This window comes from Roseateles sp. P5_E1, from assembly GCF_054049335.1.
The window spans coordinates 26,604-47,446 of record NZ_JBFUMN010000002.1 but is presented as its reverse complement, the minus strand read 5'-3'; the positions used below and the strand labels follow the sequence as shown (position 1 = coordinate 47,446).

Here is a 20,843-nt window from a genome sequence, read left to right as displayed (position 1 = left end):
TGAGCGCTTGTCTCAGCTGCTCTTGTTTTCTGCTGCGAGTGGTGCGGGGATTTCGCCCCCGCAGGCGAGTCACTTTCTGGGCCGCCAGAAAGTAACCAAACAGCTCCCCCCTGACCGCCCCGCCCTACGCTTCGCTGCGGGTCCCCTGCGGTACTCAGCCCCGAAGCCCCGCGCCGAACTCGCGTCGCTACGCTCTGCTCAAACAGGCGTCGCGAGTCAGTTCTTGAGGTTCGCTGCGCGAACGGGCTTCGGGTCTTCCGTTCCTCGGCGGGGCTAAAAGGGGGCAGACAGAAATACATCCACCACCCGGATTTCGGGTTTGGCTGTTGGGGCTGTTCGGAGCCTCCCCTTCTAAACCGCCGAGAAGCGCAGAAGCCCGAGGCGCGTGCGAAGCACGCTTCGACAACTGACTTAGCGCAGTTGTCTGAACGCAGCGTAGCGAAGTGAGTTCTGCGCGAGCCYCGGGCTTCGAGCATCGCAGGGGACCCCGCAGGGGCGGTTTCGCAGGGGAGAGCTTTTTGCCTACTTTTTGGCGGCGCAAAAAGTAGGTCGGCCGCCGGGACGAACCCCCGGCTGGGCCTAGCCATAAACCCAAAGCAGCGCATAGCAATCGAATCAGATGAAGCGAACCAACAACTCGCCCATCGCCAACAAAGCCATCGCCTGCCCAAACGGCATCGACGTCAGCGGGATGTCCTTGTATTCCTGCAGCGTGTTGAACACCGGCGTGCCAAAGCTCACCTGAGTCAGCTCGCCCGCGTCGTTGATCTTGCTGCGCACGGCCAGCGCCGCCTTCAGCCCGACGGCTTCATAGGACTGGGGCAGGTAGCCCTTGCGGACCGCCTTCAGGATGCCGTAGGCGAAGCCGGCCGACGCGGCGGCTTCGTCGTAGGACGTCGGGTCGTCCAGCAGCGTGGGCCACAGGCCCGATGGTGACTGGAACTGGGCCAGGGCCTTGACCTGCGCTTCGAGCGTCGTGATCAGGAACTGGCGGAAGGCGTCGCCCTCGGGCAGGTTCAACAGCTCGATGAACTCTGGGATGACGATCGTGACCCACGAATTGCCACGCGCCCACAGCGCATTCGCAAAGTTGTGCCGCCCCTCGAAGGTCCAGCCGTGGAACCACAGCCCCGTCTTGCGGTCGGCCAGGTATTTGATGTGGATGAGGAACTGGCGCTTGGCCTCCTCGACGTAGTGCGGCCGGTTCAGCAGCAGGCCGAACTTGGCCAGCGGCAGCACCGACATCATCAGCGTGTCGTCCCACAGCTGCTGGTGGTTCACGCTGTTGTAGACGATGTGCTGGAAGCCGCCTTCTTCGGTGCGCGGCAGCTCGTTGTAGACCCACTCGGCCCAGCGATCGATGTAGGGCAGGAAGCGACGCTCGCCGGTGCGGTCGAACAGGTAGGCCAGCGTCAGGAAGGGCGCCACCGTGTTGATATTGCGGCTGGGCATGCCCTCCGCAAAGCGGGCCTCGAACCAGCTCGTCATGATGTTCCAGGCCTTGGGGTCGCCGGTCAGCTCCCAGACCTTGTAGACGCCATAGAGACCCACGCCGTGCGTCCACTCGAAGCCGTTCCAGCCCTTGGTGTCCAGCACCCGGCCGTCGTCCAGGCGCAGCAGGAACTTGCCGTCCTTGTCCTCGATGTTGACCAGGTTGTGGATCAGGCGATCGATGGCGCCGCGGATGTCGTCGCGGTCCGCGCCGAGGCCGGCCGTGTGGTGGGCCAGCAGCGGGTGGATGCGCGAGGAGTCGACGGGCTTGAGGATCTGGTTGGGCATGGTCTTGTCTCGATGTGAATTCAACGCTGCAGGTTGCGCGGTTGGGGCACCGGCTCCAACGGTACGCCGCCGCGAGCGACGGCCAGCGGCACCAGGCGCACGGCCTCCAGTGCGTTGGCCGGCTGGCCGTCGGTGGTGACGGCCAATGTCAGCGTGTTCTCGCCGTTCGGGTTCAGGATGCCCGGCGGCAGCACGAAGACGCGCTGTGGGCCGATGTGGGCGATGAACTGGCCCATATTCCAGCCGTTGACGAAGATCAGCGCGCGGTTCTCGACCTCGGAGCGCGGCTTGCTGGTGTCGCCAAAGGCCAGGCCCAGTTGCACGTCGTGGCCGGCCGGCAGGTCCAGCTTGAAGCTCGTCCGCAGCCATTCCGTGCCTGGCGCTGAAGGCGCCGCGCCTGGCCTGGTCGCTTCCCATCCGGGCTGCGGCTTCGTCGCGTCGACCGGCAGATGCCAACCCATGCGCTCGCCGTGCAGGCCACCGTTGTTCATGGGACCGCGTACGAGGTCGGCAATGTCCTCGCCACCCTTGTTGCCCTGGATCTTCCAGGCGATGGGCGTGCCGAAGCGCTGGCCGCCCTTGGCTGCGAGCGAGGCGGAGATCAGGCCGCGCGCCTCCTTGTGCACGTCATCGGCGAACAGGTCCCAGTTGTGCGAGTTGTTGCGCACGACGACGGCCAGCACATGCTCGCCTGCGGGCAGGTCCTTGAGCAACTGCTTGAAGGTGTCGGTCGTCTCGGGGAAGGGGCGGCCGGTGTCGTGCTCCTGCTGGCCGATGAACTTGCCGTCCAGCCAGACCTGGATCATGCCGGCGCCACCGCCGCCGAAGAAGAGTTCCAGCTGCAGCGGCTTGGTGTCGCTCGTTGCGAAGCGGCCGCGGTACCAGACGTCGCCGTGGTGGAAGCCGTAGTCGCTCATGGCCAGCACGGGCTGGCCCTTGTCGGGCGCGGTGTAGACATTGGCGGCCGAGGCGCCCGCGTCGGCCTTGCGCCAGGCGCTGTCGTCGAAGCCGGGAGTGGCTTCGAGGGAGTCGAAGCGGCGCGTCCAGGCCAGCTGGGTCAGGTCGGGCAGCAGAACAGCGTCCGGGCCGGGCAGGGCGGTGCGGGCGGCGAGGCTGAAGTCTTGTGCCGAAGTGGCGATGGGTTGGCCGTTGAAGCTCAAGCCGGTGATGTCATCGGGCACCCAGGCGCGCAGCGCGCTGGGCGCGGTCGTGTCGCCGCTCAGCTTCAATGTCTTGCCCTCTACGGTTGCCGTGCGGACGAGGGCCGGGCTGCGCACCAGCACCGCTTGCAGGCGCCAGAACTCCTGGCCCGTCTTTTCGTCAGCGATCAGCAGCAGCAAGGGGGTACGCCCGGCGCCGCTGATCAGTACTTCGATGAGGCCGGTGTGCTGGTAGTTCAGCCGCAGGTCGCCGCGCTTGGCATCCCAGTTCACCTGGGTCTGGCCGCGCAGCAGCTTCACGGTCGGCCTGGCGGCATAGCGCAGCACGGTCTCGCCGTCGTCGCCGTTGCGGCCGTAGAACAGCGCCACATCACGGGCGCCTTGCTGCAACTGCGCCTGCAGCTCGCTCGTGCTGTAGACCAGGTGCTGGTGTTCCAGTGCGTAGCTGGCCAGCAGCATCTTGGCGTCCTGGCCGGTCAGCGTCAGCTTGCCGGCCTGCGGCACCTGGTAGCTGCCGTCACGCGTTTGCAGCTTGAAGCTGAACGCCTCAGTTCCTGTCAGCGCGTTGTGCTGAGCCAGCAGCACATGGCTGCCCAGCGCCTGATTGACGTTGTGATACAGCCTGACCTTGGCATTGCTCGAGTCCAGGACCTCGCCCTTGTCCATCTGCGTCAGCACCGGTGTGGCCGCCTGCACGAAGCCGCCCATCTGCTTGAGCACCAGCGCCTTGTCGCGCATGACGCGGGCCTCGCTGATGGGCGAGCCGTAGTCGTAGCTCGTGTAGACGATGGGCCCCGGCTGCCAGCCCCAGCTGGTGCCACCATAGGCCATGTAGATGGAATGGATGGCCAGCGCGTTGATGAGGCTGCTGCCGTAGAACACGCGCTGGTAGCCCGGTCCCTGGCGCTGGGCGGTGCACTCGTAGGTGCCGTTAGAGCCCCAGTAGTCGAACCAGCCTGCGCCGATCTCGGCGACGAAGCCCGGCGTGTTGGGGGAGGCCAGCGAGCCGACCTTGGGGAAGTTCTTGCCGTAGATGCCCCAGTCCGGCGCCGGTGCCGGCGTGCCGGGTTGGGCGTCCACACCGCAGACGCCGCCGGGATAGCCGTCAAAAGCGTAGAGGTCGGTCGGGCCGGGGTTGGCGAACGGCGCGGTCGAGTTCTTGGGCGTCCAGTCCGGCAGCCGTGAGGCGGCGTTGTGGAACAGCGGCACGGTGATGCCGTCGGCGCGCGCCTTGTCCGCCAGGTGCTGCATGTGGCGGATGTTCTTGGGGTTCACCGCGAACAGCTCGTTTTCCAACTGATAGGCGATGACGGTGCCGCCGCCGTTGGTGATCTGGTGGCGGGCCAGGATGGCGTTGATCTGCGTCATCCATTCATCCGCTGCGGCCTGGTACTCGGCCGCGTCGGTGCGGGCCTCGGCGCGCTGGCGCAGCAGCCAACCCGGGAAGCCGCCGGCCGTCAGCTCGGCGTTCACATAAGGCCCCATGCGGGCGATGACGTAGAGGCCTTCCTCCTCCGCCATCTGGATGGCGCGCTCGATGTTGCGCACGCCGGTGAAGTCGTAGTGGCCCGGCTTGGCCGAGTGGTAGCCCCAGCTGAAGTAGAGCGACACGGCGTTGAGGCCCGACGCCTTCATCTTCTGCAGTACGTCGCGCCACAGGCTGGGCGAGGGCAGGCGGAAGGGGTGGAACTCGCCAGCGAAGATCATCTCCCGCTTGCCGTCGATGATCAGCGAGTGGCGGTCCCAGGCGATGGCCTTGGGCTTGGCCTTGGGTGCCGTTGCACGCTCCAGTTGCGCGGTCTCTTCGGAGATGACCGTGAAGTGGCGCACGGTGCCCGACACGCCGCCCAGCTCCTTCTTGGCCGTCCAGGTCTGCAGGCCGTCGAAGCTGTCGGAGTACCAGTACCGCTTGGTCGTGTAGTCGTCGAAGTAGATGCGCCAGCCGCCCTTGATGGGTACCAGCGCCTGGCCTTCCGACGGGCCGCCCCAGCCGGCCCAGTCGCCGGTCTTCTGGAAGGTCCACGGTCCGTCCAGCGACGGCGCGGTGGCCAGTTCGATGAACTTGGTCGTCTCGTTCTTCGTGAAGGCGACGTAGCGGCCCTCGTGCTGGATGACGAAGGTGTCGATGTAGTTCTTCTCCAGCCCCTGCATGAGCACGGGGTTGGAGAACTTCGTGAAGCTGGCGTCAAGCGCCTTCACGGTATAGGCACCGAACGGACCTTGCGTGCCGGTCTTGGACAGGCTCATGACCAGCTTCAAGCTGCCGTCGCTGTCGCGGAACCATTCAGGCGCCCAGACATTCCTTACTTTTTGATCATTGCCCGGCAGCGTCACCGGCACGTCGGCAACGTGTGTCCAGTTCTTCAGGTCGGCCGACTTGGCGATGCCGAAGGTCGAGCCGTTCCAGTTGGTTGTGTAGGCGATGTAGTACAGCCCGTCCGCCGCGCGGATGATGGACGGGTCGCGCAGCAGCTCCCTGGCCGGCGTGTAGACCTCCGAGCCCAGCGAGGTGAAGTTGACGCCGTCGTTGGAACTGAACAGGCTCAGCGTGTTTTGCGACGTGGCCATGAAGGCCGACATCAGATAGGTTCGCTCGCTTTTTGCCACCGGGGACGTCGCTTGCGCCGGCGTGCTGACGGCGGTGGGCCCCTGCTGGCCCGGCAGATCCTGCGCCTGGATCGCCCCGCACAGCAACAGCGCGGCCCACCAGCTGGCGGAGCGGGGCGACGGGGCAAACGGCAAGGCAGCGTGCATAGCGGACCGGGAGTGCGGGGAGCCTGATTCAGTGTCACCCGGTTCGCCGCCGCCAAAAAATCAAGCGCGTGCGAGAAAGGGGCCTTCGTCTGGGCCGGCGAGAATGCCCCCCATGTTCAGTTTCTTCAAGAAGACGGCGCCGGCGCCGGTGCCCGACGAGGCGCCCACCCTGCTGCCCGAGGGCTGGGTCACCAAGCCCGCCAGCCCGCCACCTCCGCCCGCCGCTCCCGAGCCAGTTGCACCACCGGTCGCCGCGCCCCAAGCACCCGTTCCCGCCGCGCCGGCTCCCGCGCTGCCCGTCGCCCTGCCGCCGAGGGCGCCCGAACCCGCCGCTGCGCCGCGCCAGAGCTGGATGGAGCGGCTGCGTGCCGGCCTGCGCAAGACGGGCGGCAGCATCGCCGGCGTCTTCACCGGCACCCAGATCGACGACCAGCTTTACGAGGAGCTGGAAGAAGCCCTGTTGATGGCCGATGCCGGCGTCAAGGCCACGCAGTTCCTGCTCGATGACCTGAAGCGTCGCGTGAAGGACGCCCGGGCCAGCGACCCGCAGGCCGTGCGTGGTCTGCTGATCGACGCGCTCACCGAGTTGCTGTCGCCGCTGGAAAGGGGCCTGGAAGTCGGCCGTCACACGCCCACTGTCATGATGGTCGTGGGCGTCAATGGCGCCGGCAAGACGACCAGCATCGGCAAGCTGACCCGCCATCTTGCCGAAGCCGACCAGAAGGTGCTGCTGGCGGCTGCCGACACCTTCCGCGCCGCGGCGCGCGAGCAGTTGGGTGTGTGGGCCGACCGCGCCAAGGTCGAGATCGTCAGCCAGGAGGGCGGCGACCCCGCTGCCGTGTCCTTCGACGCCGTCAATGCCGGACGCGCTCGTGGTGCCGATGTCGTCATCGCCGACACCGCCGGCCGCCTGCCGACGCAGCTCCACCTGATGGAAGAGCTGAAGAAGATCAAGCGCGTCATCAACAAGGCCCAGGAAGGTGCGCCTCATGAGGTGCTGCTGGTGGTGGACGGCAACACCGGCCAGAACGCGCTGAACCAGGTCAAGGCCTTTGACGAAACGCTGGGCCTCACCGGGCTCATCGTCACCAAGCTCGACGGCACCGCCAAGGGTGGCGTGCTGGCGGCAATAGCGCGCGAGCGGCCTGTGCCGGTCTATTTCATCGGCGTGGGCGAAAAGCTGGAAGACCTCGAGACCTTCAGCGCGCGCGAGTTCGCACGGGCGCTGCTGGAGTAAGCCGCTCGAAGTCCGTGCGGATCCAGGCCTCGAACGCGTCGACGGCCGGCGCGCCGACGCGGGCCGCACCACGCAGCAACCGGTAGCCATAGGCCGAAGCCAGCGGCGCGCAGTTGGCGAGCACCAGGCGGCCCTGGGCCAGGTCCTCGGCCGCGAGCGCGAACGGCACAAGGCCCACGCCCAGCCCGGCCACCGCAGCCTGCACCAGCAGCCCGCCATGGCTGTAGCTGCGTGAGAAATCGAGATGCCGCCGCGCGGCCAGCCCCTCGCGCGACAGCAGGCGCTGCCAGGCCTGCAGCCCCCCTTCCTCGTGCAGCAGCGGCTGGCGCAGCAGCTCGGCCAGTGGCGCGGGCTTGGGCGTGAGGGCAGGGCTGTAGACGACGACCTGCTGCTCGGCATACAGCGGCGGCTCCCCCATCTTGTCGAGAGCCTGGTAGCGCAGCGCGATGTCGCAGCCCCCACCGTCGAGGTCGGCGAGTTGGTCGCTGGCCTGCACGCGCACGTCGACCGCCGGATGGGTCGCGGTGAACGCATGCAGCCGCGGAACCAGGAACTTCATCGTCAGCGAATGCGTGCTGGATACACGCACGGTGTGCGGGTCCTGCGTCTCGCGCAGCGCCAGCACCTGCTCGCGCAGTTCGCCCACCATGCGCGTGACGCTCGCGGCCAGCGCGCGCCCGGCCGGCGTGATGGCGACATGGCGCGGGTGGCGCACGAACAGGGCCAGGCCCAGGGACTGCTCCAGCAGCTTGATCTGCTGGCTCAACGCTGCCGGCGTCTTGTGCAGCTCGACTGCCGCCGCGCGAAAGCCATCGTGGCGGGCGGCCGCTTCGAAGTCGAGCAGGCCGGACAGGCTGGAAAAAGGCTTGGGCATGGCGCGAGGGCAAGTTTTCCTGATCCTCAGGATAGCCAAATCTCGGTTTCGCTTCTCGCCCCGCAAGGGAAGACTGCTGGCCATCACTCCACGGACGAGTCATGAGTCAAAAAATCCTGGTCATCGGCGGAACCCGATTTTTCGGCATTCCTCTTGTTGAGGCACTGCTCGCTGCTGGCAACCGCGTGACGATCGCGACGCGAGGCCGCACGCCCGATCCCTTCGGCGTGCGCGTGCGCCGCGTCGCGGTGGACCGTGGCGACGCGACGGCGATGCAGGCTGCATTCAGCGATGCGCGCTTTGACGTCGTCTACGACCAGATGTGCTACGGCCCGGATGAAGCCGCACTCGCCGCACGCCTGTTCACCGGCAAGGTCGGCCGCTACCTGATGACGTCGACGCTCGAGGTCTATGACGCGCGGCATGGCCAGCTGGCGCGCGCCTATCGAGAGGAGGATCTCGACCTGGCGCGGTCCGTGGACAGGCCGCCGACGGCCTATGGCGACGGCAAGCGTCGCGCCGAGGTCCAGCTGCTGGGGGCTCGGGAGCTGCCGGTCGCGACGCTTCGGCTGGCCCACGTGCTGGGCGGCGCGGAGGATTTCACCGGCCGGCTGCGCGGCTATGTCGAGCGGGTCCTCCGTGGCGAACCGCTGCTGCATGCGGCGGTGCCGGGCGCGACCTCCTTCATCGATGTGCCTGGCGTGGTGGCGCTGTTGGTCTGGGCTGGCCGCCAGGACTTTCTCGGCCCGCTCAACGTCGCGAGCCGCGGCACGCTGACGGCGCCACAACTGCATGCGCGTATCGCGACAAGATTGGGGCGTGAAGCCCTGACGACGCCGAAAGCTGGTGCCGGTGCGAGCCCTTTCGACTACGCCGCGCTTCACGCGCTGGACACCGGTCGCGCGACGGCGCTGGGCTGGCTGTTTGATCCCCTGGACGACTGGCTGGATGCCCTCATCGACACGCACGCAGCAGCGCTGGCTGGTGAAGGGGTGGGCGCATGAACGGCGTCCAACACCTTGGCGCCTTCCTGCTGGCAGCCTTGCTCGTCATCGTCGTGCCGGGGCCGGCGACGCTCTATGTGCTGGGCCAGGTGCGCATGGCGGTGCCTCGCGCCATGCTGGCCGTTGGCGGCCTGGTGGCCGGCGATCTGTTGCTGATCATGGCGGCTGGCTTGGGGCTGGGCAGCCTCCTGCAGCAATGGCCGGCGGCGTTGGTGGCGTTGCGGATGGTCGGCGCGCTGTACGTCGCATGGCTTGGGCTGACCATGCTGCGCAGCGCTGCGGCGCCTGCCACCATGGAGGAGAAATCCAGCGGGAAGGCCAGCGGCGCTTTCGGTCCGGCCCTGCTGCTGACGCTGCTCAACCCCAAGCCCATCCTGTTCTTCGGCGCCTTCTTTCCGCTCTTCCTGACGATTGACAACACCGACTGGCTGGGCGGCTTCATGCGCCTGGGCCTGCTGTTCGAGCTGATCAACATCGGCTGGTTCGCGCTGCTGATCGCAGGTGCGGCCCTGCTGCGCCGTCGTGCCCGCATGCCCACCGGGCCCTGGCTGAACCGCCTTGGCGCGCTGGGCTTGCTGGGCTGTGCGGCCCTGGTGATGCTCGGCTAATGCGCGTGTGGCGTATCGGCGTAGTAGCCGGATGCGCGCGGCTTGGGGAACAGCGTGTCACGCAGCCGGTCGCTGGACTCGTTCTGCCATTCCCGGTTCCACGGCGTGACCGCCAGCTCGGTGGCGCCCAGCACGCGCAACAGGCGATCCCGTTTCCTGGAATGGCGAGGCTCGTCGGCAACGGGCAGCAGGACGACGGAGCGCGCATAGCCGTGTTCATCGCACAGCGCGAAGTCGACGGTCAGCAAACCCGTGCGCGACAGCCACTCGCGGTAGGAGTACTGCTTGGGCACCCGCACCAGCTTGTGCAGCGGCACATGGGCCAGCAGGAATCCCTTGGGGTGTTCCAGTGCCAGGGCTTGAGCGATGCATTTGTGGGCATGGCGCTCCGCGCTCACCAGCACCCGCGCGGCGGTGGGCGGCCATTGCATCACGGTATCGCTGGCATCCTTGCGAGGCGCTCTGCCTTGCCCGGTGAGGTTGCTCAGCCAGGCGCCGACGGCTCTTGGGAGGTGAAGGTTCAGCATGCGCGCGACGCTAGCGGCCGCGCCGGTTCTTGACCATGCTCCGTTGTCCCTCGACCTTGGGACCAAGTGTGTGGACTTGTGTCCCCGCTGACCGGAGGCTGTCGGCGGGCGGATTGGCCGAACGCTCGAGCGCGCACGCCTGCGGGTTTACATCCCCGGCAAGCCCTTCATACCGCCCATGCGCTTCATCATCTTCATCAGGCCGCCGCCCTTCATCTTCTTCATCATCTGCTGCATCTGGTCGAACTGATTCAGCAGGCGATTGACGTCCTGGATCTGCACGCCGGCGCCGGTGGCGATGCGGCGCTTGCGGCTGGCCTTGCTCTTGCCATCCATCAAGAGGGCCGGGTGTGAGCGCTCCTTGGCGCTCATGGAACGCAGGATGCCTTCCATGCGCTTCATGTCGCGCTCGGCGCGGTCCATGTCGGCCTGGCCGGGCTGCTTGTTGCCCATCATGTTCTGCGGCAGCTTGTCCATCAGGCCGCCCAGGCCGCCCATCTTCTTCATCTGCGCGATCTGCTGCAGGAAGTCATTCAGGTCGAAGCCGCTGCCGCTCTTGAGCTTGTCGGCCATTGCCTGGGCGCTGGCCATGTCGACGTTGGCCGTGACCTGCTCGACGAGGGCCACGATGTCGCCCATGCCCAGCACGCGGCCGGCGTGGCGGTCGGCGTCGAAGACTTCCAACCCGTCGATCTTCTCGGACACGCCGGCGAACTTGATCGGCGCGCCGGTGATCTGGCGCACCGACAGCGCCGCACCACCGCGGGAGTCGCCGTCGAGCTTGGTCAGCACAACGCCGGTCAGCGGCAGGGCGTCCTTGAAGGCCTTGGCGGTGTTGATCGCATCCTGGCCCTGCATGGCGTCGACGACGAACAGCGTCTCGACCGGGTTCAGCACCGCATGCAGGTCCTTGATCTCGGCCATCAGCGCTTCATCGATGGCCAGGCGGCCGGCGGTGTCCACCAGCAGCACGTCGATGTAGTGGCGCTTGGCGTAGTCCAGCGCGGCCAGCGCGATGTCACGAGGCTTTTGCTCGGGCGTGGACTCGAACCATTCGGCGCCGGCCTGCCTGGTCACCGTCTTCAACTGCTCGATGGCTGCCGGGCGGTAGACGTCGGCGGAGACCGTCAGCACCTTCTTCTTGCGCTTCTCGATCAGGTGCTTGGCGAGCTTGGCCGTCGTCGTCGTCTTGCCGGCGCCCTGCAGGCCGGCCATCAGGATGACGGCGGGCGGCTGGGCGGCGAGGTTGATGTCGGCCACGCCTTCGCCCATGGTCGCGGCGAGTTCCTTGTGCACGACCGAGACCAGCACCTGGCCGGGGTTCAGTGAGCCGACGACCTCCTGGCCCAGAGCCTTCTCCTTCACGCGGGCAATGAAGTCGCGCACCACCGGCAGGGCCACGTCGGCCTCCAGCAGGGCCATGCGCACCTCGCGGAGCATGTCCTGCACATTGCTCTCGGTGATGCGGGCCTGCCCGCGCATCGTCTTGACGAGGCGACTCAGGCGGTCGGTGAGGTTGGATGCCATGGTGGGGAGGTGGGCTAGGAGGCTGTCGGGCTTTGGGCGGGGTGCACGTTGGATCTGCAAGGGGGCTGAGGCTAGGCGCGACGACGCTGCGGGCTCGTGCCCGCGAGGAGGAGCAACAACGCATCAGCCCCCTTGCAGACCCAACCCGAAGGGCCGAGGCGATTTGCGGGGCCATGCGTCGTTGCCGACTCGTTGCTGGGCCCCACCCAACGCCTCGTCGACGCCTAGCCTGGCCTCGCAACTCGCCTCGGCGCGCACCCCGCCCAAAGCCCGACAGCCTCCTGGACCGCCAGAACGGCGGCAGGCCAAAAGTACACTGCAGCCATGAGTTTATCGCCCGCCCTTCTTGCCGATGCTGGAGACGCCGCAGCCGGCGCCCAAAGCCTCGGCCCCGGGCCGGCATTGGCCGTCGCCAGCGCGCTGGCGCTGCTGGGATATGTCTGGGTTGGCCTGCTGCGCGCGCGCGCCGGCGACGATGCCTCCGTGCGGCGGCCGCTGCGGTCCGTGCCGCCCATGGCCCTGGCCTGGACGGCCCAGTTCGCCGCCCTCTATATAGATATCAGTGGCTACGGCCTGGCCGAGCCGGGCGCGCGCTTCGGTTTCGCACCGGCGCTGTCGATGACGACCTGGCTGGTGCTGACGGTCTATCTGGTTGAAAGCCGCTTCCTGCCCCTGCACAGCGTGCGGCGCGTGCTGGCCTGGCTGGCGGCGGCGGCCGTGCTGCTGGCTTGGGGCTTCCCCGGTGAGAGCCGGCCGCTGGCCGCGTCGCCCTGGGCGCCGTTGCACTGGGTGCTGGGCCTGGCGTCCTACGGCCTGTTCGGCGTGGCGGTGCTGCATGCGGCGCTGATGAACCGCGCCGAGGCGCAGCTGCGCCGCAAGCAGTCGACACCGGCCGGGCTGCCGCTGCTGCGGCTTGAGCGCCTGACCTTCCAGTTCGTGGCCGCCGGCGTCGGCGTGCTGTCCCTGGCCATCCTGCTTGGATGGTGGTTCACACCGCATTGGCGTTGGGACCATAAGAACCTGCTGGCCGTGCTGGGCTGGCTGGTGCTGACCGGCCTGCTGGTCGGGCGGCGCATCTACGGCTGGCGCGGCCGGCGTGCGACGCGCTGGCTCTACGCCGGCGCGGCCTTGCTGCTGTTGTCCTATGCCGGCTCGCGCTTCGTGCTGGAGGTCATCCTGCAGCGCGGTGTCAACGGAGGCGGCGCATGAAATACCTGCTGCTGCTGGCCCTGCTGGCGGGCCTGTTCTTTGTGCTGGGCATCAAGCGCGGCCGGCCGCGCGAACCCGAGGCGCGCAAGCCCCAGCCGCCGGCGCCGCCGCAAGCCATGCTGCGCTGCGCCGAATGCGGCATGCATCTGCCCGTCGATGAGGCGCTGCCGGGCAAGGGTGGCGTGTTCTGCAGCTCGGCGCATCGCACCAGCTTCGAGGCCCGCGAGGGGCAGGCCTGACGGTGGCCGGCGCCGGCAGCTGGTTCGTCGAGCAGCCGCCGGCGGAGCCGCCGGCCGAGGCCAGCGCTTCGTTCGAGCGTCTTTACCGCGCCTTCCTGTCGGCGCGTGCAGCCCTGGGCCTGGCCCTGGTGATGGCCCAACTGATCTCGGTCGTTCTCGGCACGACACCGGCGCGCTCGACGCTGGCACTGAGCCTGTCCTATGCCGTGGCGGCCCTGGCCCTGTGGCTGGCGCCGCAGCTGCGGCGGGGCGCCTCGGCGCGCAGCCTGGCGCGCATCAGCAGCCCCCATTGGTGGAGCGCCATCGGCGTGGACCTGATCCTGTTCGGCGTGCTGCATGCGCTGGACCCGAGTGGGGTGAACTACGGCGCCCTCTTCGTCATGCCGGTGCTGATGGCGGCCGTGCTGAGCCCGCGCATGCTGGCGCTGGCTACAGCGGCGATGGCAACGCTGGGCCTGCTCGGTGCGGCCGCCTGGTCGCTGCTGGCCGGCCTGGACGTGGGCCTGAAGACGACGCAGGCCGGCCTGGTGGGCAGCGGCCTGTTCGCCGTGAGCCTGCTCGCCGGTGAGCTCAGCGCGCGGCTCGCTCGCGAGGAGAAGGCCGCACGGGGCAGCCTGGCGCTCGCCCGCCAGCAGGAGTTGCTGAACCGCCTGGTCATCGATGAGATGCAGGAGGGCGTGCTCGTCGTCGACCGGCGTGGCCGCATCCGCGCGATGAACCCGGCGGCGCGCAGCCTGTTGGGCGCCGCCAGCGGAGAGCTGAGCTGGCAGTTGCGCGGGCGGGCCGACTGGCAGCCTCTGGTGCTCGCATTGGAGCGAGCCTATGGCGGCAACGCCGGTGATGGAGGAGCGGAAGTCGACGTGGCGCTGGCGCTGGACAGCGGCGCCGCGCGCAGCCTGCGCCTGCGCCTGCGCTTCACACGCCAGCGCGAGGGCAGCGAGGAGCTGTGCGTGCTGTTCGTCGAGGACAACCGCGAGCTGCTGGCGCGTACCCGCCAGGAGAAACTGGCCGCCATGGGCCGGGTGTCGGCCGGCATCGCTCACGAGATTCGCAACCCGCTGGCGGCCATCGCCCAGGCCAATGCCTTGCTGGCCGAGGACGTCGCCGGCGGGCGCGCCGAGCAGCTGACCAGGATGGTCGCCTCCAATGTGCAAAGGCTCAAGCGCCTGGTCGACGACGTCAGCGAGCTGGCGCCCGGCATGCAGCCCGACACGCAGCCGCTGGACGTCAGCGCGCTGGTGCAGGAGACCTGCGAGGACTGGGTGCAGGTCAACGGCGTCGAGCCGGGTGCCCAGAGCCGCTTCCGGCTGCACATCGGCGCGCCTGGGCTGATGGGGCTGTTCGACGCGGAGCATCTGCGCCGCGTCCTGGTCAATCTGCTCGACAACGCGCATCGCCATGCCGAGCCTGGCGCGGGCGCGATCCAAGCGGAGCTGGACCGCCACGGCGATGCGCTGGACCTCGTCGTGCGCAGCGCGGGCGCGCCGGTGCCGCATGAGATCGAGCGCCATCTGTTCGAGCCTTTCTTCTCGACACGCAGCCGCGGTTCGGGCCTGGGCCTCTACATTTGCCGTGAACTGTGTGAGCGTCACGGCGCCCGCATCGACTATCGCCGCGCCACTGACGCGGCGGCCAACGAGTTCTGCGTTCGACTGCGCACGCCCTCATCTGCATCCTCTGCATGACTACTGCCACGCTCCCGCGCCTGCTGGTCGTCGACGACGAGCCCGATCTGCGCACGCTCTACGAGCTGACGCTGCTGCGTGAAGGCTATGAGATCGACAGTGCGGGCACGGTGGCAGAGGCGCTGGCGCATCTGCAGGCCCAGACCTACAGCGCCGTCATCACCGACATGAAGCTGCCCGACGGCTCGGGCCTGGCGTTGCTGCGCTGGCTGGAGCAGGCCGGCCGACCCGAGAAGGCCATCGTCATCACGGCGTTCGGCTCGGCCGAGAACGCGGTGGAAGCCTTGAAGGCCGGCGCCTACGACTACCTGACCAAGCCGGTGGACCTGCGCCAGTTCCGCCTCGTCGTCGGTTCGGCACTGGGCCGCGTGGCGCCCGATCCCAGCCCGGCGGCGCAAGAAAAAAGCGTGGCAATGCCGGCGTCGGCGCTGCGCCTGGTGGGTGAATCACCGGCCATCCGCGCGGTTCGCTCGCTGATCGACAAGGTGGCGCGCAGCATGGCGCCGGTGCTGGTGCAGGGTGAATCCGGGACCGGCAAGGAGCTGGTGGCGCGGGCCATCCACGACCACGGCGTGCGCGCCGAGCAGGGTTTCATCGCCGTCAACTGCGGCGCCATTCCCGAGAACTTGCTGGAGGCCGAGTTCTTCGGCTACCGCAAGGGCGCGTTCACCGGTGCCAACGAGGACCGCGAGGGCTTCTTCCAGGCGGCGGATGGCGGCACGCTCTTCCTCGATGAGATCGGCGACCTGCCCCTGGCGATGCAAAGCAAGCTGCTGCGCGTCATCCAGGAGCGTTCGGTGCGGCCGGTCGGCGCCACCGCCGAGACGCCGATCAATGTGCGCATCCTCAGCGCGACGCACAAGGATCTGTCCGCCGAGGTGGCGGCGGGGCGCTTCCGCCAGGACTTGTTCTACCGCCTCAACGTCATCCAGATCCGCGTGCCGCCGCTGCGCGAGCGCCTGGAGGACCTGGGCCTGATCAGCACCCGGGTGCTGACCCGCATCGCCCAGGACGCTGGCGTGTCACCAGCGCCACGACTGACGGTGGGTGCGCTGCAGACGCTGTCGCGCTATGCCTTTCCCGGCAATGTGCGCGAGCTCGAGAACCTGCTGCACCGCGCGCTGGCGCTGGCGGGCGGTGAGTGGATCGACGCCGACGATCTTGGCCTGCCCGACACGCTGCTGGACGAGGACCGCAGCGAGTCGCAGTTCGCCGCGCTGGACACCCCCCTTGGGGCGGCACCAGTGGCCGAGGGCGTGTCCCTGCCCGAGGAATTGCCGTCGGACCTGGCGCGCTATCTCGACGAGGTCGAGCGCGCCATTCTGCTGCGAGCGCTGGAGCTGCACCGCTTCAACCGCACGGCCGCGGCAGCCAGCCTCGGGCTGTCGCTGCGCCAGATCCGCTACCGCATGGCGCGGCTTGCGATCTCGGCTGGTGACAGCTGAAAGAAAAACCTTCTCGGGATTTGCCCTGCTTGAATCTGCGGCGAGGCTATAGAGCGCTTGCTCGGACGCAGCGCTGGCGCGGCCTTGCGGCCCGCTTCGGCCCGCCAGCCCAGTGTTGATGCGGGTTGCCGGTTGCAAGCCCCGATCTGATCGGCCAAAGGCGCGCGCGGGGCATTTGTCCAGAGAAATCGCGGCCAGGGTTTGACACTAGCGGTAGTGCTTGAGGACGGCGGGGGCCATAGATATAGTGTTCCTTCGTGATATCCTGCTGAGCCAGTCGACCCCATGACCATCCCCTCGGATTCGCTGTTTGCAGTGGCTTGGCCACGGCAGCAAAGCGCCCGGGGACCAAGCCGAAACGCCGGCCTGGCAATGGAGCGGCAGGGACGAAATACCCCACTGAAGCACCGCACGATGCGCTGGCCCGACCTTCGGGTTGATGCCGCGCATTTGCCCGTCATTTCTCGATAAAGGATCCCCTCATGCTGCATGAAGCCGCCACGGGCCAGGCCACCTCCGCCTCGCTGTCGTCGCAGTCCCCGGTCGCGTTTGGATCCGACGCCACCGCCCCCAGCGCCCCTGCGTTGTCCGGCTATCAGGCCTACCAGATCATTCGCCGCAATGGCGCCGTGGTCTCGTTCGAGCCGAGCAAGATCGCCGTTGCGCTGATGAAGGCTTTCCTGGCCGTGCATGGCACCAGCGGCGCAGCCTCGGCCAGCGTGCGTGAGACGGTGGAGCAGCTGACCCAGAACGTCGTGCGCGCCCTGCTGCGCTCGCGTCCGAGTGGCGGTACCTTCCATATTGAAGATGTGCAGGACCAGGTCGAGCTGGGCCTGATGCGCAGCAGCAACCATGAAGTCGCCCGCGCCTACGTGCTGTATCGCGAGCGCCGCACGCAGGAGCGCGCCGCGCAGGGCGAGGCCACGCGCGCCGCCGAGCCGGTGGTGATGGTGGTGGACCGCGGCGAGCGCCGCCCGCTGGACCTGGGTGCGCTGAAGTCGCTGATCGCGTCGGCCTGCGAGAACCTCGGCGCCGACGTCAAGCCAGATCCGGTGCTGGCCGAGACCCAGCGCAATCTGTACGACGGCGTCGCCATCGACGAGGTCTACAAGGCCGCCATCCTGGCCGCGCGCACGCTGATCGAGAAGGACCCGGGCTACAGCCGCGCCACCGCGCGCCTGCTGCTGCACACGATCCGCCGCGAGATCCTCGGTGGCGAGGTGCTGCAGGGTGAGATGACCCAGCGCTACGCCGAGTACTTCCCCGGCTATATCAAGAAGGGCGTGAAGGCCGAACTGCTGGACGAGAAGCTGCAGCAGTACGACCTGGTCAAGCTGGGTGCGGCGCTCAAGCCCGAGCGCGACCTGCAGTTCGACTACCTCGGCCTGCAGACCCTGTACGACCGCTACTTCCTGCACATCGAAGAGCAGCGCATCGAGCTGCCTCAGGCCTTCTTCATGCGCGTGGCCATGGGCCTGGCCCTGGGCGAGATCGACCGCGAAGCCCGCGCCATCGAGTTCTATGAAGTGCTGTCGAGCTTCGACTTCATGTCCAGCACGCCGACGCTGTTCAACGCCGGCACGCGCCGCTCGCAGCTGTCGAGCTGCTACCTGACCACCGTCAGCGACGACCTCGACGGCATCTACGAGGCGCTGAAGGAGAACGCGCTGCTGAGCAAGTTCGCCGGCGGCCTGGGCAATGACTGGACCCCGGTGCGCGCGCTGGGCTCGCACATCAAGGGCACCAACGGCAAGAGCCAGGGCGTCGTGCCCTTCCTGAAGGTGGTCAACGACACGGCGGTCGCCGTGAACCAGGGCGGCAAGCGCAAGGGCGCCGTCTGCGCCTATCTGGAAACCTGGCACCTCGACATCGAGGAGTTCCTGGACCTGCGCAAGAACACCGGCGACGACCGCCGCCGCACGCACGACATGAACACGGCGAACTGGATTCCCGACCTGTTCATGCGCCGTGTGCTCGAAGGCGGTGACTGGACGCTGTTCAGCCCCAGCACCTGCCCGGACCTGCACGACCTGTTCGGCAAGCCTTTCGAAGTGGCCTACACGGCCTACGAGGCCAAGGCCGACCGCGGCGAGATCAAGCTCTTCAAGCGCATGCCGGCCAAGGACCTGTGGCGCAAGATGCTGTCGATGCTGTTCGAGACGGGCCACCCCTGGATCACGTTCAAGGACGCCTGCAATGTGCGCAGCCCGCAGCAGCACGTCGGCGTGGTGCACTCCAGCAACCTGTGCACCGAGATCACGCTGAACACCAACGACAGCGAGATCGCCGTCTGCAACCTCGGCTCCGTCAACCTGGCCCAGCACATCAAGGATGGCCAGATCGACCAGGCCAAGCTGAAGAAGACGACGCGCACCGCGATGCGCATGCTCGACAACGTCATCGACATCAACTACTACGCCGTCAAGAAGGCGCGCGACTCCAACCTGCGCCACCGCCCGGTCGGCCTGGGAATCATGGGCTTCCAGGACGCGCTGTACCAACTGCGCACTCCCTACGCCTCGCAGGCTGCCGTCGACTTCGCCGATCGCTCGATGGAGGCCGTCTGCTATCACGCCTACTGGGCCTCGACCGAACTGGCCGAGGAACGCGGCCGCTACTCCACCTACAAGGGCTCGCTGTGGGATCGCGGCATCCTGCCGATCGACTCGCTGGACCTGCTGGCCGAGGCCCGCGGCGGCTACGTCGACGTCGACCGCTCGACCACGATGGACTGGGACGCCCTGCGCGGCCGCATCGCCAGCTTCGGCATGCGCAACAGCAACTGCGTGGCGATCGCGCCGACGGCGACCATCTCCAACATCATCGGCGTGGACGCCTCCATCGAGCCGTGCTTCGGCAACCTGTCGGTCAAGTCCAACCTGTCGGGCGAATTCACCATCATCAACGAATCGCTGGTGCGCGACCTGAAGGCGCTGGGCCTGTGGGACGACGTGATGGTCATGGACCTCAAGCACTTCGACGGCTCGCTGCGTCGCATCGACCGCGTGCCGGAGGAGATCAAGGCGCTCTACGCGACGGCCTTTGAAGTCGACACCGTGTGGCTGATCGAGGCCGGTGCTCGCCGCCAGAAGTGGATCGACCAGGCGCAGAGCCTGAACATCTACATGGCCGGCGCGTCGGGCAAGAAGCTCGACGAGACCTACAAGCTCGCTTGGCAGCGCGGCCTGAAGACGACCTACTACTTGCGCACGACCAGCGCGACGCAGGCCGAGAAGAGCACGGTGACGCGCTCGGGCCAGCTCAACGCGGTGTCCAACAGCACCGCAGCGATGGCCGCCGCACCGGTCGCGCCGGTTGCCGTCGTAGAGCCCGAACTGCCGGCGACGGACATGAAGTTCTGCTCGATCGACAATCCCGATTGCGAGGCTTGCCAATGAACGCCGACTTGGCCCGGGATTGCGGCGCAGCGAAGCGCAGCCACAATCCGGATTGCGAGGCCTGTCAGTAAATTCGGAGCGAGGCCTTCACTTGTCTATACAAGTGAAGGCCTCGGTTTCGATGCCCTCGCGCAACAAACTTTGCGCGAACGATGCAAATAGCTGTAGCTAGTTCTTGTTGATTTGCACAAGCACTGCCGATAATTCGAAGTGATAGGAAGCACACCATGCTGGATTGGGACGAAGACCTGAAGTCCACTGACACACACACCGCGAAGCCTGTCGCGGCACTGCCTTCGGCGCCCCTGATGCCTGAAGTTGCTCTCGCTTCCTCTCCCGCTCCCAAGTTGTCCGGCGAACCAACCACCGCGCGTCGCGTGAAGGCTGCCGACAAGCGCATCATCAACGGCCAGACCGACGTCAACCAGCTGGTGCCCTTCAAGTACAAATGGGCCTGGGAGAAGTACCTCGCCACCTGCGCCAACCACTGGATGCCGCAGGAAGTGAACATGAGCCGCGACATCGCGCTCTGGAAAGATCCCAACGGCCTGACCGAAGACGAGCGCCGCATCATCAAGCGCAACCTCGGTTTCTTCGTCACCGCTGACTCGCTGGCCGCGAACAACATCGTGCTGGGCACCTACCGCCACATCACGGCACCCGAGGCTCGCCAGTTCCTGCTGCGCCAGGCGTTCGAAGAAGCGATCCACACGCACGCCTACCAGTACATCGTGGAGTCGTTGGGTCTGGACGAGAGCGAGATCTTCAACGCCTACAACGAAGTCCAGTCCATCCGCGACAAGGACGAGTTCCTGATCCCCTTCATCGGCGCGATCATGGACCCGCACTTTCACACCGGCACGCCCGAGACCGACCAGACGCTGCTGAAGAGCCTGATCGTTTTCGCCTGCCTGATGGAAGGCCTGTTCTTCTACGTCGGCTTCACGCAGATCCTGGCGATGGGCCGCCAGAACAAGATGACGGGTGCAGCCGAGCAGTACCAGTACATCCTGCGCGACGAGTCAATGCACTGCAACTTCGGCATCGACCTGATCAACCAGATCAAGCTTGAGAACCCGCACCTCTGGACGGCCGAATTCAAGGCCGAGATCAAGGCGCTGTTCCTGAAGGCCGTCGAACTTGAATACCGCTACGCCGAGGACACCATGCCGCGCGGCGTGCTGGGCCTCAACGCATCGATGTTCAAGGGCTATCTGCGCTTCATCGCCAACCGCCGTGCGGTGCAGATCGGCCTCGAAGCCCTGTTCCCTAACGAAGAAAATCCCTTCCCCTGGATGAGCGAGATGATCGACTTGAAGAAGGAACGCAACTTCTTCGAGACGCGCGTCATCGAGTACCAATCAGGCGGGGCACTGAGCTGGGACTGAAGTCCCAGC

14 protein-coding genes are annotated in these 20,843 nt (G+C 67.2%); 9 read left to right on the top strand and 5 right to left on the bottom strand.

The window, feature by feature from the left end; genetic code table 11:
* Window positions 1-615 precede the first annotated feature (615 nt).
* Complete coding sequence (gene bglB, locus ACXJKJ_RS02910) at window positions 616-1,779, bottom strand: beta-galactosidase BglB (protein ID WP_457389047.1); 1,164 nt, start codon at window positions 1,777-1,779, stop codon at window positions 616-618.
* 20 nt (window positions 1,780-1,799) lie between these two features.
* Window positions 1,800-5,693, bottom strand: coding sequence for a beta-galactosidase (locus ACXJKJ_RS02905; RefSeq protein WP_457389046.1), 3,894 nt, complete (start codon window positions 5,691-5,693; stop codon window positions 1,800-1,802).
* 112 nt (window positions 5,694-5,805) lie between these two features.
* Between ACXJKJ_RS02905 and ftsY the strand changes: the two genes are divergently transcribed.
* Window positions 5,806-6,930 (top strand): signal recognition particle-docking protein FtsY, encoded by a 1,125-nt coding sequence (gene ftsY, locus ACXJKJ_RS02900; protein WP_457389045.1) that lies wholly within the window; start codon window positions 5,806-5,808, stop codon window positions 6,928-6,930.
* Here the strand turns inward: ftsY and ACXJKJ_RS02895 are convergent.
* Window positions 6,893-7,804 (bottom strand): LysR substrate-binding domain-containing protein, encoded by a 912-nt coding sequence (locus tag ACXJKJ_RS02895; protein ID WP_457389044.1) that lies wholly within the window; start codon window positions 7,802-7,804, stop codon window positions 6,893-6,895. The genes ftsY and ACXJKJ_RS02895 overlap by 38 nt on opposite strands.
* 101 nt (window positions 7,805-7,905) lie before the next feature.
* On the opposite strand from ACXJKJ_RS02895, the gene ACXJKJ_RS02890 reads away from it, so the two are divergent.
* Both ACXJKJ_RS02890 and ACXJKJ_RS02885 read left to right on the top strand, forming a co-directional pair.
* A complete protein-coding gene (locus ACXJKJ_RS02890; protein ID WP_457389043.1) occupies window positions 7,906-8,808 on the top strand; it encodes an NAD-dependent epimerase/dehydratase family protein in 903 nt (300 codons plus the stop codon).
* Window positions 8,805-9,416 carry a LysE family translocator gene (locus ACXJKJ_RS02885; RefSeq protein WP_457389042.1) on the top strand — a complete coding sequence of 204 codons (612 nt, stop codon included), beginning with the start codon at window positions 8,805-8,807 and terminating at the stop codon, window positions 9,414-9,416. The genes ACXJKJ_RS02890 and ACXJKJ_RS02885 overlap by 4 nt, the downstream gene beginning before the upstream one ends.
* Here the strand turns inward: ACXJKJ_RS02885 and ACXJKJ_RS02880 are convergent.
* Window positions 9,413-9,847, bottom strand: coding sequence for a hypothetical protein (locus ACXJKJ_RS02880; protein WP_457389041.1), 435 nt, complete (start codon window positions 9,845-9,847; stop codon window positions 9,413-9,415). The genes ACXJKJ_RS02885 and ACXJKJ_RS02880 overlap by 4 nt on opposite strands.
* A gap of 243 nt (window positions 9,848-10,090) precedes the next feature.
* Window positions 10,091-11,470, bottom strand: coding sequence for a signal recognition particle protein (gene ffh, locus ACXJKJ_RS02875; protein WP_457349941.1), 1,380 nt, complete (start codon window positions 11,468-11,470; stop codon window positions 10,091-10,093).
* A 324-nt stretch (window positions 11,471-11,794) separates the two neighbouring features.
* On the opposite strand from ffh, the gene ACXJKJ_RS02870 reads away from it, so the two are divergent.
* The 6 genes from ACXJKJ_RS02870 to ACXJKJ_RS02845 all read left to right on the top strand — a co-directional run bounded on the left by ACXJKJ_RS02870 (window position 11,795) and on the right by ACXJKJ_RS02845 (window position 20,834).
* Window positions 11,795-12,679: a cytochrome C assembly family protein gene (locus ACXJKJ_RS02870; RefSeq protein ID WP_056203530.1), complete on the top strand. Its 885-nt coding sequence runs from the start codon at window positions 11,795-11,797 to the stop codon at window positions 12,677-12,679.
* Entirely contained in the window at window positions 12,676-12,918 is a 243-nt protein-coding gene (locus tag ACXJKJ_RS02865; protein ID WP_056203534.1) for a PP0621 family protein, read from the top strand. Before ACXJKJ_RS02870 ends, ACXJKJ_RS02865 begins: the two co-directional genes overlap by 4 nt.
* A gap of 2 nt (window positions 12,919-12,920) precedes the next feature.
* Window positions 12,921-14,603, top strand: coding sequence for a sensor histidine kinase (locus ACXJKJ_RS02860; RefSeq protein ID WP_457389040.1), 1,683 nt, complete (start codon window positions 12,921-12,923; stop codon window positions 14,601-14,603).
* A complete protein-coding gene (locus ACXJKJ_RS02855; RefSeq protein ID WP_457389039.1) occupies window positions 14,600-16,048 on the top strand; it encodes a sigma-54-dependent transcriptional regulator in 1,449 nt (482 codons plus the stop codon). Before ACXJKJ_RS02860 ends, ACXJKJ_RS02855 begins: the two co-directional genes overlap by 4 nt.
* A 482-nt stretch (window positions 16,049-16,530) precedes the next feature.
* Window positions 16,531-19,446: a ribonucleoside-diphosphate reductase subunit alpha gene (locus ACXJKJ_RS02850; protein ID WP_056203543.1), complete on the top strand. Its 2,916-nt coding sequence runs from the start codon at window positions 16,531-16,533 to the stop codon at window positions 19,444-19,446.
* Between the two features lie 227 nt (window positions 19,447-19,673).
* A complete protein-coding gene (locus ACXJKJ_RS02845; RefSeq protein WP_457389038.1) occupies window positions 19,674-20,834 on the top strand; it encodes a ribonucleotide-diphosphate reductase subunit beta in 1,161 nt (386 codons plus the stop codon).
* Window positions 20,835-20,843 lie beyond the last annotated feature (9 nt).

Coding starts and splice junctions, on each gene's coding strand:
- bglB (WP_457389047.1), bottom strand. CDS start 1,779: ATGCCCAACCAGATCCTCAAGCCCGTCGACTCCTCGCGCATCCACCCG.
- ACXJKJ_RS02905 (WP_457389046.1), bottom strand. CDS start 5,693: ATGCACGCTGCCTTGCCGTTTGCCCCGTCGCCCCGCTCCGCCAGCTGG.
- ftsY (WP_457389045.1), top strand. CDS start 5,806: ATGTTCAGTTTCTTCAAGAAGACGGCGCCGGCGCCGGTGCCCGACGAG.
- ACXJKJ_RS02895 (WP_457389044.1), bottom strand. CDS start 7,804: ATGCCCAAGCCTTTTTCCAGCCTGTCCGGCCTGCTCGACTTCGAAGCG.
- ACXJKJ_RS02890 (WP_457389043.1), top strand. CDS start 7,906: ATGAGTCAAAAAATCCTGGTCATCGGCGGAACCCGATTTTTCGGCATT.
- ACXJKJ_RS02885 (WP_457389042.1), top strand. CDS start 8,805: ATGAACGGCGTCCAACACCTTGGCGCCTTCCTGCTGGCAGCCTTGCTC.
- ACXJKJ_RS02880 (WP_457389041.1), bottom strand. CDS start 9,847: ATGCAATGGCCGCCCACCGCCGCGCGGGTGCTGGTGAGCGCGGAGCGC.
- ffh (WP_457349941.1), bottom strand. CDS start 11,470: ATGGCATCCAACCTCACCGACCGCCTGAGTCGCCTCGTCAAGACGATG.
- ACXJKJ_RS02870 (WP_056203530.1), top strand. CDS start 11,795: ATGAGTTTATCGCCCGCCCTTCTTGCCGATGCTGGAGACGCCGCAGCC.
- ACXJKJ_RS02865 (WP_056203534.1), top strand. CDS start 12,676: ATGAAATACCTGCTGCTGCTGGCCCTGCTGGCGGGCCTGTTCTTTGTG.
- ACXJKJ_RS02855 (WP_457389039.1), top strand. CDS start 14,600: ATGACTACTGCCACGCTCCCGCGCCTGCTGGTCGTCGACGACGAGCCC.
- ACXJKJ_RS02850 (WP_056203543.1), top strand. CDS start 16,531: ATGCTGCATGAAGCCGCCACGGGCCAGGCCACCTCCGCCTCGCTGTCG.
- ACXJKJ_RS02845 (WP_457389038.1), top strand. CDS start 19,674: ATGCTGGATTGGGACGAAGACCTGAAGTCCACTGACACACACACCGCG.